This window comes from Streptomyces ureilyticus (assembly GCF_011045025.1).
GTDB lineage: Bacteria > Actinomycetota > Actinomycetes > Streptomycetales > Streptomycetaceae > Streptomyces > Streptomyces ureilyticus.
The window spans coordinates 1-14,990 of record NZ_JAAKZX010000223.1; the positions used below are offsets into that span (position 1 = coordinate 1).

Annotated in this window: 13 protein-coding genes, 1 rRNA gene and 1 riboswitch; of the genes, 2 read left to right on the forward strand and 12 right to left on the reverse strand. The window is 67.7% G+C overall.

Annotation, left to right across the window (positions count from 1 at the left end; genetic code table 11):
* The first annotated feature begins 407 nt into the window (after positions 1 to 407).
* On the forward strand, positions 408 to 614 hold the full coding sequence (locus G6048_RS40285; RefSeq protein ID WP_165344574.1) for a DUF5999 family protein: 207 nt from the start codon (positions 408 to 410) through the stop codon (positions 612 to 614).
* 141 nt (positions 615 to 755) lie between these two features.
* On the opposite strand, the gene gcvP is transcribed toward G6048_RS40285, so the two are convergent.
* Positions 756 to 3,641: an aminomethyl-transferring glycine dehydrogenase gene (gcvP, locus tag G6048_RS40290; RefSeq protein WP_165344565.1), complete on the reverse strand. Its 2,886-nt coding sequence runs from the start codon at positions 3,639 to 3,641 to the stop codon at positions 756 to 758.
* Between the two features lie 181 nt (positions 3,642 to 3,822).
* A riboswitch (glycine riboswitch) is annotated at positions 3,823 to 3,919 on the reverse strand.
* Positions 3,920 to 4,039: 120 nt separating this feature from the next.
* Between gcvP and G6048_RS40295 the strand changes: the two genes are divergently transcribed.
* On the forward strand, positions 4,040 to 4,411 hold the full coding sequence (locus G6048_RS40295; protein ID WP_328828380.1) for a PRC-barrel domain-containing protein: 372 nt from the start codon (positions 4,040 to 4,042) through the stop codon (positions 4,409 to 4,411).
* A 47-nt stretch (positions 4,412 to 4,458) separates the two neighbouring features.
* On the opposite strand, the gene G6048_RS40300 is transcribed toward G6048_RS40295, so the two are convergent.
* The 11 genes from G6048_RS40300 to rrf form a co-directional block, all read right to left on the reverse strand.
* A complete protein-coding gene (locus G6048_RS40300; protein ID WP_165344567.1) occupies positions 4,459 to 5,832 on the reverse strand; it encodes a DNA polymerase IV in 1,374 nt (457 codons plus the stop codon).
* A 125-nt stretch (positions 5,833 to 5,957) separates the two neighbouring features.
* A complete protein-coding gene (locus G6048_RS40305) occupies positions 5,958 to 6,635 on the reverse strand; it encodes a MerR family transcriptional regulator (RefSeq protein WP_165344568.1) in 678 nt (225 codons plus the stop codon).
* A 244-nt stretch (positions 6,636 to 6,879) separates the two neighbouring features.
* The gene (locus G6048_RS40310; RefSeq protein WP_033327106.1) at positions 6,880 to 7,353 is read right to left on the reverse strand and encodes a bifunctional nuclease family protein; all 474 of its coding nucleotides are present in this window, start codon (positions 7,351 to 7,353) and stop codon (positions 6,880 to 6,882) included.
* Between the two features lie 85 nt (positions 7,354 to 7,438).
* Complete coding sequence (gene ftsR / locus G6048_RS40315) at positions 7,439 to 8,167, reverse strand: transcriptional regulator FtsR (RefSeq protein WP_165344569.1); 729 nt, start codon at positions 8,165 to 8,167, stop codon at positions 7,439 to 7,441.
* A gap of 41 nt (positions 8,168 to 8,208) precedes the next feature.
* On the reverse strand, positions 8,209 to 9,093 hold the full coding sequence (locus tag G6048_RS40320) for an FHA domain-containing protein (protein WP_206342734.1): 885 nt from the start codon (positions 9,091 to 9,093) through the stop codon (positions 8,209 to 8,211).
* Between the two features lie 148 nt (positions 9,094 to 9,241).
* Positions 9,242 to 10,165 carry a DUF881 domain-containing protein gene (locus tag G6048_RS40325; RefSeq protein ID WP_165344571.1) on the reverse strand — a complete coding sequence of 308 codons (924 nt, stop codon included), beginning with the start codon at positions 10,163 to 10,165 and terminating at the stop codon, positions 9,242 to 9,244.
* A gap of 5 nt (positions 10,166 to 10,170) precedes the next feature.
* On the reverse strand, positions 10,171 to 10,503 hold the full coding sequence (locus tag G6048_RS40330; RefSeq protein ID WP_003988855.1) for a small basic family protein: 333 nt from the start codon (positions 10,501 to 10,503) through the stop codon (positions 10,171 to 10,173).
* A complete protein-coding gene (locus G6048_RS40335; protein WP_235990946.1) occupies positions 10,500 to 11,393 on the reverse strand; it encodes a DUF881 domain-containing protein in 894 nt (297 codons plus the stop codon). The genes G6048_RS40330 and G6048_RS40335 overlap by 4 nt, the downstream gene beginning before the upstream one ends.
* A 96-nt stretch (positions 11,394 to 11,489) precedes the next feature.
* Complete coding sequence (locus G6048_RS40340; RefSeq protein ID WP_165344572.1) at positions 11,490 to 13,985, reverse strand: mannose-1-phosphate guanyltransferase; 2,496 nt, start codon at positions 13,983 to 13,985, stop codon at positions 11,490 to 11,492.
* A gap of 117 nt (positions 13,986 to 14,102) precedes the next feature.
* On the reverse strand, positions 14,103 to 14,711 hold the full coding sequence (locus tag G6048_RS40345; RefSeq protein WP_165344573.1) for a CDP-alcohol phosphatidyltransferase family protein: 609 nt from the start codon (positions 14,709 to 14,711) through the stop codon (positions 14,103 to 14,105).
* A 152-nt stretch (positions 14,712 to 14,863) separates the two neighbouring features.
* Positions 14,864 to 14,980: ribosomal RNA gene (rrf, locus tag G6048_RS40350) — 5S ribosomal RNA — on the reverse strand.
* Positions 14,981 to 14,990 lie beyond the last annotated feature (10 nt).

Consider the following 14,990-nt stretch of genomic DNA (forward strand, 5'->3'; position numbering starts at 1 on the left):
CTGACCAACCGCCTCACCCCCGCCGCCACTCCCCCGCTGCTCGGCTCACCCGCCTGAGCACACCCCGGCTTCCGTGCCCCGCGGCCCCACTCCGGCCGCGGGGCACGCTGCTGCGCGCAGTGATGTACTGGCGACGCAGCGCAGACCCGGCCCATTCTGACTAGACCTATCCGACCATTGCGAACCACCCGAAAAGACAGCCCAGTTCGAATGAACCATCCGCACGAGTGGTGCGTCATCAACCTGTGAGGAGCGCTGACGCAAAATCCCTGCGGATTGACGCCCGTGGGGCAACACTGGGTTCCGTACCGACTGACAAACGGGGGGCGGCCATGAACACCACATCGAGCCGCAGCACAGACAACAAGCCGATCACCGACCTCACCACCCAGCGAAAGATCCCACCAATGTGCCAGCACCAGCCACCGTGTCCGACAGCCGACTCCGCCGACCGGGAAGCAGCGCTCCTCGTGGCGCACCACCCGGAGCAGGGATGGAGCCTGCTGTGCAACGGCGTTCTCCTCTTCGAGGACACCGGTGAGCTTCTGCCGGACGGCCGGATCATCGCCCCGCACCGACCGCTGGCCGGCGCACAGGTGATGACCGCCGCCTGAGCCGCGCGGGCGCACTGCGGGCAACGCCAGACACACTGCTCAGACATATAGCCCTGAAAGCTCGGACATACGAGGGGCCGGCCCGGGACATCCCGGAACCGGCCCCGACGCGTGTCCGCACGCGATCACACGTCCACTCGCCTACTCCTCGTAAGCGTCCAGCGGCGGGCAGGAGCAGACCAGGTTCCGGTCGCCGTACGCCTGGTCGATCCGCCGGACCGGCGGCCAGTACTTGTCCGCGGCCGACACCCCAGCCGGGAAGACGGCCTCCTCACGGCTGTACGCGTGCTCCCACGCGCCGCCGAGCACGGCCGCCGTGTGCGGGGCGTTCCGCAGCGGGTTGTCGTCCGTCGGCCACTCCCCCGAGCCGACCCGCTCGATCTCCGCACGAATGGCGATCATCGCCTCGCAGAACCGGTCGAGTTCGGCCAGATCCTCGCTCTCGGTCGGCTCGATCATCAGCGTTCCGGCCACCGGGAAGGACATCGTCGGCGCGTGGAACCCAAAGTCGATCAGTCGCTTGGCGATGTCGTCGACGCTCACGCCGGTCGCCTTGGTCAGCGGCCGCAGATCGATGATGCACTCGTGCGCCACGAGCCCGCCGGGACCGGCGTAGAGCACGGGGTAGTGCGGTTCAAGCCGCTTGGCCACGTAGTTCGCGCTCAGCACGGCGACCTGCGTGGCCTGCTTGAGTCCCTCGCCGCCCATGAGGCGTACGTACGCCCAGGAGATCGGCAGGATCCCGGCCGAGCCCCAGGGGGCGGCCGAGATCGGACCGACACCGGTCTCCGGGCCCGCGGCGGGCTGCAGGGGGTGGTTCGGCAGATACGGCGCCAGATGCGCGCGTACACCGACCGGGCCGACGCCCGGACCGCCGCCGCCGTGCGGGATGCAGAACGTCTTGTGCAGGTTGAGGTGCGAGACGTCACCGCCGAAGCGACCCGGCTTGGCGAGGCCCACCAGCGCGTTCAGGTTGGCGCCGTCCACGTACACCTGACCGCCCGCGTCATGCACCTGCGCGCAGATGTCGGCGACGTGCTCCTCGAAGACGCCGTGCGTCGAGGGATACGTGATCATCAGCACCGCCAGCTCGTCGCGGTGCTGCTCGATCTTGGCGCGCAGGTCCTCGACGTCGACCTCGCCGTCATCGGCGGTGGCAACGACCACGACCTTCATGCCGGCCATGACGGCACTCGCCGCGTTCGTGCCGTGCGCGGAGGACGGGATGAGGCAGACGGTGCGCTGCTCGTCGCCGTTCGCGCGGTGGTAGCCCCGTACGGCGAGCAGGCCGGCCAGCTCACCCTGCGAACCGGCGTTGGGCTGGAGCGACACCTTGTCGTAACCGGTGACCTCGGCGAGCTGCTCCTCCAGCTCACGGATGAGCGTGAGGTAGCCCTGTGCCTGTTCGGCGGGCGCGAAGGGGTGCAGCTGCCCGAACTCCGGCCAGGTGACCGGCTCCATCTCGGTGGTGCCGTTGAGCTTCATGGTGCAGGAGCCGAGCGGGATCATGCCGCGGTCGAGCGCGTAGTCACGGTCGGCGAGGCGGCGCAGATAGCGCAGCATCGCGGTCTCGGAGCGGTGCTGGTGGAACACCGGGTGCGTGAGGTAGTCGTCGGTGCGCAGCAGCGCGGTGGGCAACGTGTCCTCGGCGGAGGCGTCCAGCGCCTCGATGTCACCCTCGACGCCGAACGCGGTCCAGACGGCGCCCAGTTGGGTCCGCGTGGTCGTCTCGTCGCAGGCGATGGACAGCTGGTCGGCGTCGACGAGACGCAGGTTGACCCCACCCTCGCGCGCGGCCGCGACGACCTCGGCGGCCCTGCCCGGCACCCGGACAGTGAGCGTGTCGAAGTACGCCTCGTTTACGACCTCCACGCCGCCCGCCTTCAGACCGGTGGCGAGGATCGTGGCGTACCGGTGGGTGCGCTGCGCGATCGACCTGAGGCCCTGCGGGCCGTGGTAGACGGCGTACATCCCGGCCATCACGGCGAGCAGCACCTGAGCCGTACAGATGTTGCTGGTCGCCTTCTGCCGGCGGATGTGCTGCTCCCGCGTCTGCAAGGCGAGCCGGTACGCCTGGTTGCCGTCCACGTCCAGCGAGACACCGACGAGACGGCCCGGCAGGTTGCGGGCGAACTTCTCGCGCACCGCCATGTACCCGGCGTGCGGCCCGCCGAAGCCCATCGGTACGCCGAAGCGCTGCGTCGTGCCGACCGCGATGTCGGCGCCGAGCTCGCCCGGCGAGGCAAGCAGCGTCAACGCCAGCAGATCGGCGGCGACGGTGACGATCGCGCCCAGCTCGTGCGCCTGCTCGATGACGGGCTTGATGTCCCGTACGGCACCGGAGGCGCCCGGGTACTGGATGAGCACGCCGGTCACACCGCGCTCGGCGACCTCGGCCGGAATGCCCTCGCCGAGATCCGCGACGACGACCTCGACACCGATCGGCTCGGCACGCGTCTCGATGACGGCGATGGTCTGCGGCAGCGCGTCGGCGTCGACGAGGAAGACACCGTTCTTGACCTTGCCCACGCGCCGCGACAGCGCCATGGCCTCGGCGGCGGCGGTGCCTTCGTCGAGCAGCGAGGCACCCGACGTCGGCAGACCCGTGAGGTCGGCGACCATGGTCTGGAAGTTCAGCAGCGCCTCCAGACGGCCCTGCGAGATCTCCGGCTGGTACGGGGTGTACGCGGTGTACCAGGCCGGGTTCTCCATGACGTTGCGCAGGATCACCGGCGGCGTGAACGTGCCGTAGTAACCGAGCCCGATCATCGAGTCGAGGACTTCGTTACGGTCCGCGAGGGAGCGCAGCTCGGCGAGGACCTCGGCCTCGGAGCGCGCGGCCGGCAGCGCGAGCGCCTCGGCGTCCTTGATCACATCCGGCACCGCGGCGGCCGTCAGCTCATCGAGCGAGCCATACCCCACCTGCGCGAGCATCTTGGCCCGGGCCTCGGTGTCGGGCCCGATGTGGCGCTGCTCGAAGGGGATTCCCCGTTCGAGCTCGGAAAGCGGAATGCGATGGGCGGTCATTTACGGAGGCCTCCTGGTCTGACACGACCTTCGAGGGCACCACGGAGCGGTGCCCGGACGGCCTCCCCCTCTGTCATCTCAACCTGAGAGCTTCACCGGGCCGCCTGCTGTACGGCGTCCCGGCTTTCACCGTCGGTGAGAGCGGAAGCCGTCAAACACCCGCTCTGCTTTCCAGAGTGGCCTCGTCCGCGCGGTACGTGGGCCTGAGAGATTCCGGGGAGGATTTGCTCCTTCGGCGCCTCCGATGAAGCCTTGGAGGACTCTCCCGCACGGGGTCAGCGGCCGTTGACAGCGTACCAGCGGGCATCCCCCGAGTGGCCGCCCGCCGCAAAGTGCCCTTTCGTAGTGCTTATGGATGCGTACTGCTGACGGATGGGTTGCGACCAGCTGGAGGGCCCGTGCAGACCGACATCGACCCGCGCAACTTGATCGGCCGCAAGGCCTTCGACCGCGACGGCCACAAGATCGGCACCGTCGACGAGGTCTATCTCGACGACGCGACCGGTACGCCGGAGTGGGCGGCCATACGCACCGGCCTGTTCGGCAGGGACGCCTTCGTGCCCCTGGAGCCCAGCGAACTGGTCGAGGGCGCCCTGCGGATCCCCTTCGACCGCGCCCTGATCAAGGACGCCCCCGACTTCGGCGTCGGCCGCCACCTCTCCCCGGAACAAGAACTCCAGCTGTACCACCACTACGGCCTCGACGTGACACCCCCGCCTCCACCACCGGACCGCGACTTCGGCCACTTGGCAGGCTCGGACGAGTCCTGAAGCTCCGCTCCACTGGGAGGCCGGTTCGTACTGCGGGCTCAGAGCGCTTACGAGGCCTCCTTGGGTCTTCGTCGCACCAGCGGGAGCGGTTCCGCCGGCTCCAGCTCCGGATCGTCGACCCGGAAGGTGCGTACCCGCCCGGGCTCCGAGTCGGGCGTCTCGAACCGCACCGTGACCCGCCCGATGCCACTGCCCTGCACCCACCCGTGCCCGAACTCGGCATGTCTCACGTCATGCCCCGCGGCCCAACGCCGCACGGCGGGCGCCTCCTGCTCCTCTGCCGACTCCTGCGGCTCGTCCTGCGACGGATGCTCCAGCTCCCCCTCGTGAGCCCGTGCCTCGGCCTGCGCCTGAACCTGCGCGAAGAGATCCTCCTGTGTGTAGTCGGCGAGCCCCGACACCCCGACTCCCAGCAGCCGTACGCCTCCGGTGGTGTCCACGGACTCCAGCAGCCGCGCCGCCGCCTCCCGCACCACCGCGGGGTCGTCCGTCGGACCACGCAGCGTCTCGGAACGGGTCAGCGTCGAGAAGTCGTACCGCCGCACCTTGAGGACGATGGTCCGCCCCGACAGATGCGCGCCGCGCAGCCGCCGCACACACCGGTCGGCGAGCCGCTGCACCTCCATCCGCACCCGTACCCGGTCATGGATGTCCACGTCGTATGTGTCCTCGACAGACACGGACTTGGTGTCCCGCTCGGCCACCACGGCCCGCTCGTCGTGCGCCAGCGACATGGCGTACAGCGCGGTTCCGTGGGCCTTCCCGAGGAGCCGTACGACCTCGTCCGAACCCGCCTCGGCGATCTCCCCGACAGTCGTGATCCCGGCCCGCCGCAGATGGTCCCCGGTGGCCGGCCCCACCCCGGGCAATATGCGCACCGACATGGGAGCGAGCAGTTCGCGCTCCGTCCCCGGCTCTATCACCACCAGACCGTCCGGCTTGGCCTGCTCGGAGGCAATCTTTGCGAGCATCTTGGAGGCCGCGAGCCCCGCCGACCCGGTCAGCCCGGTGACGGCCCGGATATCCGCGCGCAGCTTCACCCCCGCCAGCCGCGCCGAAGCCTCGTCCCAGGCCGCTCCCCCGGCCTCCAGATCGACGAACGCCTCGTCCAGGCTCAGCGGCTCCACCAGCGGCGACAGCTCCCGCAGCAGCCCCATCACCTGCTCGCTGATCTCCCGATAGAACCCGAACCGGGGCACCAGATACGCGGCGTTGGGCGCCAGCCGTCGTGCCTGCGCCATGGGCATCGCGGAATGGACCCCGAAGACCCGCGCCTCGTACGAGCAGGTCGCGACCACACCTCGCGGCCCGAGCCCACCCACGATGACCGCTTTCCCGCGCAGGCTCGGCTTGGCCGCCTGCTCCGCCGAGGCGAAGAAGGCATCCATGTCGAGATGCAGGATCGTGGGCGCGGTTCTCACATCTCCGATGCTGCCCTACGCCACTGACAACGCCCCCGGACAATGCCCCCGTACGCAAGAGCCTTCGCCCCTCGATGCGTAGGCCCTGGGCCCGCGATGTGCACGGCCGTCCTCTGACCGCTCGCTCAGACCGCGCGGTTGCGGCGCCTGGCCAGTTCGTCGGCGGGATGATGCCCGACGAGCGTCTCGCCCGTGTCGATGCGCTCCCCGTGCAGCTGCGAGAGCGCGCTCTCCACGTCCCGCCAGACCACTCCCACGGCGATTCCGAAGATGCCCTGCCCACCCTGGAGCAGCGCGTGGACTTCGTCGGGCGAGGAGCACTCGTAGACCGTGGCGCCGTCGCTCATCAGCGTCATGCGCTCGAGGTCACGGAATCCGCGCTCCCGCAGGTGCTGGACCGCGGTACGGATGTTCTGCAACGACACACCCGTGTCGAGAAACCGCTTGACGATCTTCAGGACGACGACGTCCCGGAAGCTGTACAGCCGCTGCGTCCCCGACCCGTAGGCGGGCCGCACACTCGGCTCGACGAGGCCCGTCCGGGCCCAGTAGTCCAGTTGCCGGTAGGTGATGCCCGCGGCCGCGCAGGCTGTGGGGCCGCGGTAGCCGATCTCCTCGGACGTCACCCCGCCATCGCCCGTCACCGGCGCCGACCGCTGCTGCGGAGCATGATCGGCCACGCCGCCCTGCTGGGGATACCCCCTGCCCGAGGGGAGCCGAGAGCTTGGGGGAGGGTACGGGCCGCTCTCCACCGGACTGCGTCCGGGGGCGCCCCCAGCCGTACCGTCGCCGCTGCTTCTCACGCCGACCTCCGTCCTTGACCTGCCTTCTCGACGGTAGGCAGTCACCGGGGGTGCGTCAACGACCACCGCGCTCGGCACGCCGAGTGATAATCACCCTAAGAGTGGTTTCCCGTGCTTCACCGCGGGGAAAGGCTAGCCGAATGCTCTCGGCGCGACCGCCGTACGCCCTGTCTTCCGGCGGTCCCGGAGGGTCACGGGATATTCGTGCCGAAGCCCAGGCCCTGGTGGTGAGGGCCAGGCCGGATCACTGGCTGTTGGTGCCGAAGTCCTCGGGCGAGATCTGGTCGAGGAACTCGCGGAACTTCTCCACCTCGTCCTCTTGCTCGTCCGGAATCGCGATCCCCGCGTCGTCCAGCACCCCGTCACTGCCGTAGATCGGCGTTCCGGTGCGCAGCGCCAGCGCTATGGCGTCGGACGGCCGGGCGCTGACCTCGACCCCGCTGGCGAACACCAGCTCCGCGTAGAACACACCGTCCCGCAGGTCCGTGATGCGTACCTCGGTGAGCTCCTGGCCGACGGCCTCCAGCACGTCCTTGAACAGGTCGTGGGTCAGCGGTCGCGCGGGAGCCATGCCCTGCTGTGCGAAGGCGATCGCCGTCGCCTCCCCCGGCCCGATCCAGATGGGGAGGTAACGGTCGCCTCCCACTTCACGCAGGAGCACGATCGGTTGGTTGGAGGGCATTTCGACCCGGACACCTACGACGTCGAGCTCGTTCACACAGCAACCCTAGGCCGTGCTCGGCATCTTTGGGTAGTCGAGCACGGAACGGGCGGCCGATCCGGGCTCGGCACAGGCCTCGGGTTCAAGGCAGCCGGACGCCGAGCGCGGACTGCACCAGCGCGGCGTGCAGCTTCACCGCGAGCCCCGCCAGCTCCTTGGTGCGCGCCTCCGCGTGTGCCCTGGTCTGCGGATTACGGTGCAGGCGTAGCGGCGCTACGACCTGGTCGACGAGTCCTGCCTCACGGTCGGCCGCGGCCTTCACGGCACGCAGATGCCGCGGCTCGATCCCGAAGCGCCCGAGTTCCACGACAATGCCGGCCACGGTCACCGCCTCGGCGTCGTAACCTCCGTCCGGCAGCGGCGTGATGAGGCCGTACGACTCCCACTCGTCGAGCTCCTGCTCACCGATCCCGGCGGCGGCCAGCAGCTCGGCCCGCCCGATCCGCGCCGCGGTCGGCCCCTCCGCCTCGTCGCCAGGCTCGCCGTCACGCTGCCGTCCCAGCGACGGCAGCTGCACCGCCTCACCGCGCTCCACGGCGTCCAGATGTTCGCGGATCACCTTCAGGGGCAGATAGTGGTCCCGCTGCATCCTCAGTACATGGCCCAGGCGCTCGACGTCTTCCGGGCTGAACTTCCGGTACCCCGATGGGGTCCGCTGCGGCTCGATGAGCCCTTCCGACTCCAGGAAACGGATCTTGGAGATGGTGACTTCGGGGAACTCCTCGCGCAGCACGTTCAGCACCGCGCCGATACTCATCAGCCCACTGGCGGCGGCGCCGTTCCCGGCACCGCCGCTCGGTGTTCGAAGCATGGCCCTTCCCTGGGGTCCCCCGGACGGATTCTGGGGGAGGGTCAGATTCCTCGCTGGCTCGCGTAGAAGACCAGCCGGTACTTGCCGATCTGCACCTCGTCGCCGTTCGACAGCGGGACGGAGTCGATCCGCTCCCGATTGACATACGTGCCATTCAGGCTGCCGACGTCCGCCACGGTGAACGTGCCGTCCGGCTGCCGACGGAACTCCACATGGCGGCGCGACACGGTCACGTCGTCCAGGAAGATGTCGCTCTGCGGGTGCCGACCCGCCGTGGTCAGGTCGCTGTCCAGCAGGAAGCGGCTGCCCGAGTTGGGGCCGCGGCGTACCACCAGGAGCGCCGAGCCGAGCGGCAGTGCGTCCACGGCCGCCTGTGCCTCGGGAGAGAGCATCGGCATCTGTGTCTGGCCGGTGGCCTCGGCGTCATAGGCTTCGATGCCCGAGATGGAGATCGTCGAGGTGGTCTCCGACGGGCGCTCGGCTGCCGCTCCGCCCCGCAGGGGCGCGCCGCAGTTGGAGCAGAACCGGCTGTTCTCCGCGTTGCGATTCCCGCACCTCGTGCACACCAGGGCCGACATGGACGGATCCTCCTGCCGCGGCTGTCCTGCCTGGGCATTGGACGCGTACGGATCGGGGGAGAACCCTCCACCCGCACTTGAGGTTGACGGTTCCCCGAAACCTATGCGGCCGGACTGGGCAGGGTCAACAGACGGCGCGCCCTGACCACCCGAAACGTCACCGCCCTGGCCACCGAGCTGATCTCGGAACAGCGGGCGGTCCCCCTGCCCTTCGGCATCTTCATGGCGCGATGCGCGATGCCGGGCAGTGGCACTGTCGCTGCCCTCTTTCGCGCCCTTGCCAAACCACTTCGCAAACAACTTCACGGGCGATTCCCCTTGACCGAAATAGACCCGCCCGTGGGGCAGGACGAACCCTGATCACACACACCTGTCGAGCCGGACATCTTCACAACGTCGGCATCCACCAGACAGTTTCCACCACGCACCACCCATTCGGTGCGTCGACCCCCCGCAACGTCATGCCCTCGACGAGCGGCCCGCATGCGCCCCCGCCTCACTGGGAGGACGACCGAGCGTAGTCAGGCTGCTTCGCTGGTCGCAAGGCATCAACGATGATCTTGTCGGAGCGTTCCACCGTGACAGTGGCCCGCTCCTTCTCCAGAGTCTGCACCACTCCGCCGGGGATGTTGAGTGCCGGTTCGAGGTCCTGTGGCTTGCCGATGACCTTGAAACGATAGGGCGCGCTGATCTTGTTCCCATCGACACTCACTGCGCCTCCGCTCGCGTCCGTCAGGTAGGTGCTGGCGACGACCCGTACGCCATTGACCTGGATCGCCTCCGATCCGGCTGCACGCAGTTCCTGGATGGCGTCGAGCAGCATGTCGGCCTCGACCGTCCCCTTCGTGTCGTCGATGGTCAGCGTGATGCCGGGCCCCTGCGCCGCGACCGTGCCCGCGAGTATGCCGAGCTGTTTCTCTTTCTCGATCGTCTGCTTGCGGGCCTCCTCGGCCTGGTCCGAGCTGGTCTCCAGCTCGGTGCGCTGATCTTCGAGACCCTGCTTCTCCTCTTCCAGACGCTGAGTACGGTCATCCAGTTCATCGAGGATGCGTACGAGATCTTCCTGACGCGCGCCGCGCAGCGCGCCGTCACCGTCGCTGTTGGACGCCACCTGAACAGCCAGGCCGAAGCCAAGACCGAACAGTAGGAGAGCGACGATGAACTGCGCACGGGACAGACGTGGCGGCCACAGACCGTTCACCAGCCGCTGACGACCGGACAGGGGAGGCTCGGGCTGCTCCGGCTCTGTCTCCGGTGGCTCGGAGGCTTCGGCTTTCGGCGCCTGACTCGGCAGCTGAGGAGCGTCGGATTTCGGCGTCTCCTGGGTCTCAGCCGGCACCTCTTCGGGAAGCTTCTTGCGCAGCGGGTTCTCGGAGGCCGCCTTGGGCGCCTTCTCCGTGGTTTCGTCCTGGTTGCTCATCGGCCTCACGCCCGAAATACGTGCCGGCGGATCGCCGCGGCGTTGGAGAAGATGCGGATGCCGAGGACGACCACGACGCCCGTGGACAGCTGAGCGCCGACGCCGAGCTTGTCGCCCAAGAAGACGATCAGCGCGGCCACCACGACATTGGAGAGGAAGGACACCACGAAGACCTTGTCGTCGAAGATGCCGTCGAGCATGGCGCGCAGCCCGCCGAACACCGCGTCGAGCGCCGCGACCACGGCGATCGGGAGGTACGGCTCGACCACCGCCGGAACTTCGGGACGGACCAGCAATCCAGCCACGACTCCCACGACGAGGCCCAGTACGGCGATCACGATGTGCCCTTCTCTGTGCTCGGTTGTGCTGTTCGTACGATCACGCTCGGCGCGGCGGGCAGCCGGACGTCGTCCTCGACGGAAAGGGCGGTCCGGATCCCGTAGCCCTCGTGCAGCGCCTCCAGATACAGCCCGTCGGCACTGCTCTCGAATGCGCTCTTCAGCCCTTGGCCGTCGCCCACCGCAAGCACCGTGTACGGCGGCACCAGCGGCTTGTTGTCGGCCAATATCGCGTCGCCCGCCGCCCTGATCGCGGACAACGCCGTCAGCCGCTGCCCATTGATCGAGACGGCTTCGGCGCCCGATGCCCACAGCCCGTTGACCACCTGCTGCAGATCGCGGTCCTTTACGCGCCCCGTGTCGGAGAAGCCCGACGTCTCACGCGCGTCTCCGTCACCGCTCTGATCGGCTGCCTGCGCGTCGTCCACGACGAGCTTCACGCCGGGACCGTGCACTTCGACCGCTCCCGACAGAATTCCGACCAGCTCGCCCCGGTCACCGCCGTGCTTCTTCAGCGCCTCACGCTGCCGAGCGCTCACGTCGTCCCGCAACTCGTCGACATCGTCCTCGAGCTTGTCGGCCACCGCGTTCTCATGGTCGATGCGGTCGATGAGTTCCTCGCGCTCCTTCGCAACGACCGGAGCCTCGATCCGCGCCTGCGCCGCCCCCACGGTGACCACCAGGGCCGCCAGTACCAGTCCGACCGCGAGACCGACCTTGGCCCGCAGGGTCTTCGGCATGCCGCCGGCGTTCTCGGCCTTCTTCCGGGCTGCCGCCTCCGCATACCCCTCGTCCAGGCTGTGATCCATGACGTTGGTGAGGAGCGACATGGAGGCGTCCGGCCGCGGAGGGCGCGTGGGGGTGCTCCGAACGGGGGGGTGCTGCGGCATGCCGCACATCGTCGCACGTCGCGACCGCCACCTCCGAATGACCCCACCGACGTGCCGAACGGGCCCCATTAGAGGCGCCGTTCGGCACGCGCGTCCTCAGCGCCCGGCGCTGTCCACCACGGACGACCACTCATCGAGCAAGGCCTGGGCGGACGCGTCGTCGGGCCCCTCGGCCCACAGATGCGTGGCCGCTTCCGCAGGGTCGGGCAGCACCATCACCCAGCGCCCGTCCGTCTCCACAACCCGTACGCCGTCAGTCGTATCGACAAAGCGATCTCCGGCGGCCTCCACGACCCGGCGCATCACCAGGCCCTTGACGGCCCAGGGAGTCGCAAGATCGCGCCTGAGTACGTGCGCCCGCGGAATCCGCGCGTCGATCTGGCTGAGCGTGAGCTGAGTGCGCGCCACCAGACCGATGAGCCGTACGAACGCCGCCGTACCGTCGAAGACGCTGCTGAACTCCGGCACGATGAACCCACCGCGCCCATCGCCCCCGAAGATCGTCAAGTCGTCGCGCCCGACCCGTGTCAGATCGTCCGGCGAGGTAGTCGTCCAGTCGACCTGCGTCCCGTGGTACGCGGCCACCTGCTCGGCAATCCTCGTGGTGGTCACCGGCAGTGCCACCCGCCCACTGCGCCGCTCGGCGGCAACCAGGTCGAGCATCACCAGCAGCGCGCGGTCGTCCTCGACGATCCGCCCCTTCTCGTCGACGAGCGAGAGCCGCTCACCGACCGGGTCGAACCGCACCCCGAACGCGGCCCGCGCCGAGGCCACGATCTCCCCGAGCCGCACCAGCCCCGACCTGCGCGCATCCGCCGTCTCCGTCGGCCTCGACTCGTCAAGACCTGGATTGATGGTCAACGAGTCGACACCGAGCTTGCCCAGCAAGCTGGGCAGAACCAGCCCAGCGCTCCCGTTCGAGGCATCCACGACCACCTTCAGTCCGGATTCGGCAATCCCGGTGGTGTCGACATTCCTGAGCAGGGAGCCGGTGTACGAGTCGAAGACGCTGGCCGGAAAGTGCAGGTCCCCGATCTCGCCCGGGAACGCACGCCGGTACTCCTGCCGCGCGAAAACCCGGTCCAGCTTGCGCTGACTCGCCTGCGACAGATCCGCCCCACGACCGTCGAAGAACATGATGTCGACCGAGTCCGGAACCCCCGGCGTCGTCCGGATCATGATCCCGCCGGCACTGCCCCGAGCGGTCTGCTGCCGCGCCACCGGCAGCGGTACGTTCTCCAGATCGCGTACGTCGATGGCGCTGGCCTGCAGTGCCGAAATCACCGCCCGCTTCAGCGCACGAGCACCCCTGGAGTGGTCGCGGGCCGTGGTGACCGTCGAACCCTTCTTGAGCGTCGTCGCGTAGGCCCCCGCGAGGCGCACGGCGAGCTCCGGAGTGATCTCCACATTGAGAATCCCGGACACCCCGCGGGCACCGAAGAGATGTGCCTGACCGCGGGACTCCCAAATGACCGAGGTATTGACGAAGGCGCCGGCCTCGATGGTCTTGAACGGGTAGACGCGTACGTTCCCCTGCACGATCGATTCTTCGCCGACGAGGCACTCGTCGCCGATGACAGCGCCGTCCTCGATACGCGCGGCACGCATGATGTCGGTGTTCTTTCCGACGACGCAGCCGCGCAGATTGCTGTGCTGACCGATGTACACGTTGTCATGAAGAACGGCCTTGTGGAGAAAGGCCCCGCTCTTCACCACGACGTTCGAGCCGACGACGGTGTGCTCACGGATCTCGACGTCGGCCTCGACCTTGGCATAGTCCCCGATGTACAACGGCCCCCGCAGCACTGCATCGGGATGCACCTCGGCGCCCTCCGCCACCCACACGCCGGGCGAGATCTCGAAGCCGTCGAGCTCGACATCGACCTTGCCCTCCAGGACATCGGCCTGTGCCTTCACATAACTCTCGTGCGTACCGACGTCCTCCCAATACCCCTCGGCGATATAGCCGTAGATCGGCTTGCCCTCCTTCATCAGCTGCGGGAAGACATCGCCGGACCAGTCGACGGGAACATCAGCCTCGACATAGTCGAAGACTTCGGGCTCCATCACATAGATGCCCGTATTCACGGTGTCCGAGAAAACCTGGCCCCAGGTCGGCTTCTCGAGGAAGCGCTCAACCTTGCCCTCTTCGTCGACGATGGTAATGCCGAATTCCAGCGGGTTGGGGACCCTCGTCAGACAGACGGTGACGAGCGCACCCTTTTCCTTGTGGAAATTGATCAACTCGGTGAGATCGAAATCGGTCAGAGCATCACCGGAGATCACAAGAAAAGCATCGTCCTTCAACGCCTCTTCGGCGTTCTTGACGCTGCCGGCAGTACCGAGTGGCTTCTCCTCATTGGCATAGGTGAGCTCCATTCCGAGCTCTTCCCCGTCACCGAAGTAGTTCTTGACGAGCGAGGCCAAGAACTGGACGGTTACGACGGTCTCATTGAGTCCATGCCGCTTGAGCAGCCGCAGCACATGCTCCATGATCGGGCGATTGGCCACGGGCAGAAGCGGCTTGGGCATGCTCGAGGTCATAGGACGAAGGCGTGTGCCTTCGCCTCCGGCCATCACGACGGCCTTCATGTCGGAAGCGTCCTCCTTGAAGAGATGACGGTCTAGCCGACTTCACCCGTCCCAGATTGTCCCGCACATTCGGTCTGCGGGCCATCAGAGGCCACTACGACTGCCCATTCGGCGAGCTCAATCGGCCATGGCGTCCGCGCGGACAAGGCGGCGGACCTGAACCACGTAGAGGATCCCTGCCCACCAGTAGAGCGTTGTACCCCATCCTGCGAACGCCCATCCGAAAATAGCAGCGAGTGACGCGATCCATCCACTTCCGTCACTGAGCAACAGCAACGGGAAGGCATACATCAAGTTGAACGTAGCTGCCTTCCCAAGGAAGTTCACCTGCGGCGGCGGATAGCCATGGCGCCTGAGGATGCCCACCATCACCAACAGAACCAGCTCTCGCGCCAACAGGACGGCCGTCAACCAGAGTGGCAGAATCTCGCGCCACGTGAGACCGACCAAAGTCGACAGAATGTAGAGCCGGTCGGCTGCGGGATCCAGGAGCCGGCCGAGACTGCTGATCTGGTTCCAGCGCCGGGCGAGCTTGCCGTCCAAATAATCGCTGATACCGCTCAGCATGAGCACCAGAAGCGCCCAGCCGTCGCTCTTGGGCCCGCCGAACTCAGGCCGGAGGATCAACCACAGGAAGACGGGTACGCCAACAAGACGCGCCATGCTGAGGATGTTCGGGATGGTGAGGACCCGGTCTGTCTGGACGCGGGTCTCCTGGACCTCCACCCGGGGGCCTCCTGTGGGAGCGTGCCAACGTTGCCACCTGACCTTACCCGCAGGCATCTCCTCGCGGCGCGGAGGGGGTTCGGGTAGCACCCTGGAAACAAAAGAGCTCCGGTCCTTGGACTTATCGTCCAAGGACCGGAGCTCTAAAGGGAGTTCGGCGGTGTCCTACTCTCCCACAGGGTCCCCCCTGCAGTACCATCGGCGCTGTAAGGCTTAGCTTCCGGGTTCGGAATGTAACCGGGCGTTTCCCTCACGCTATGACCACCGAAACACTATGAA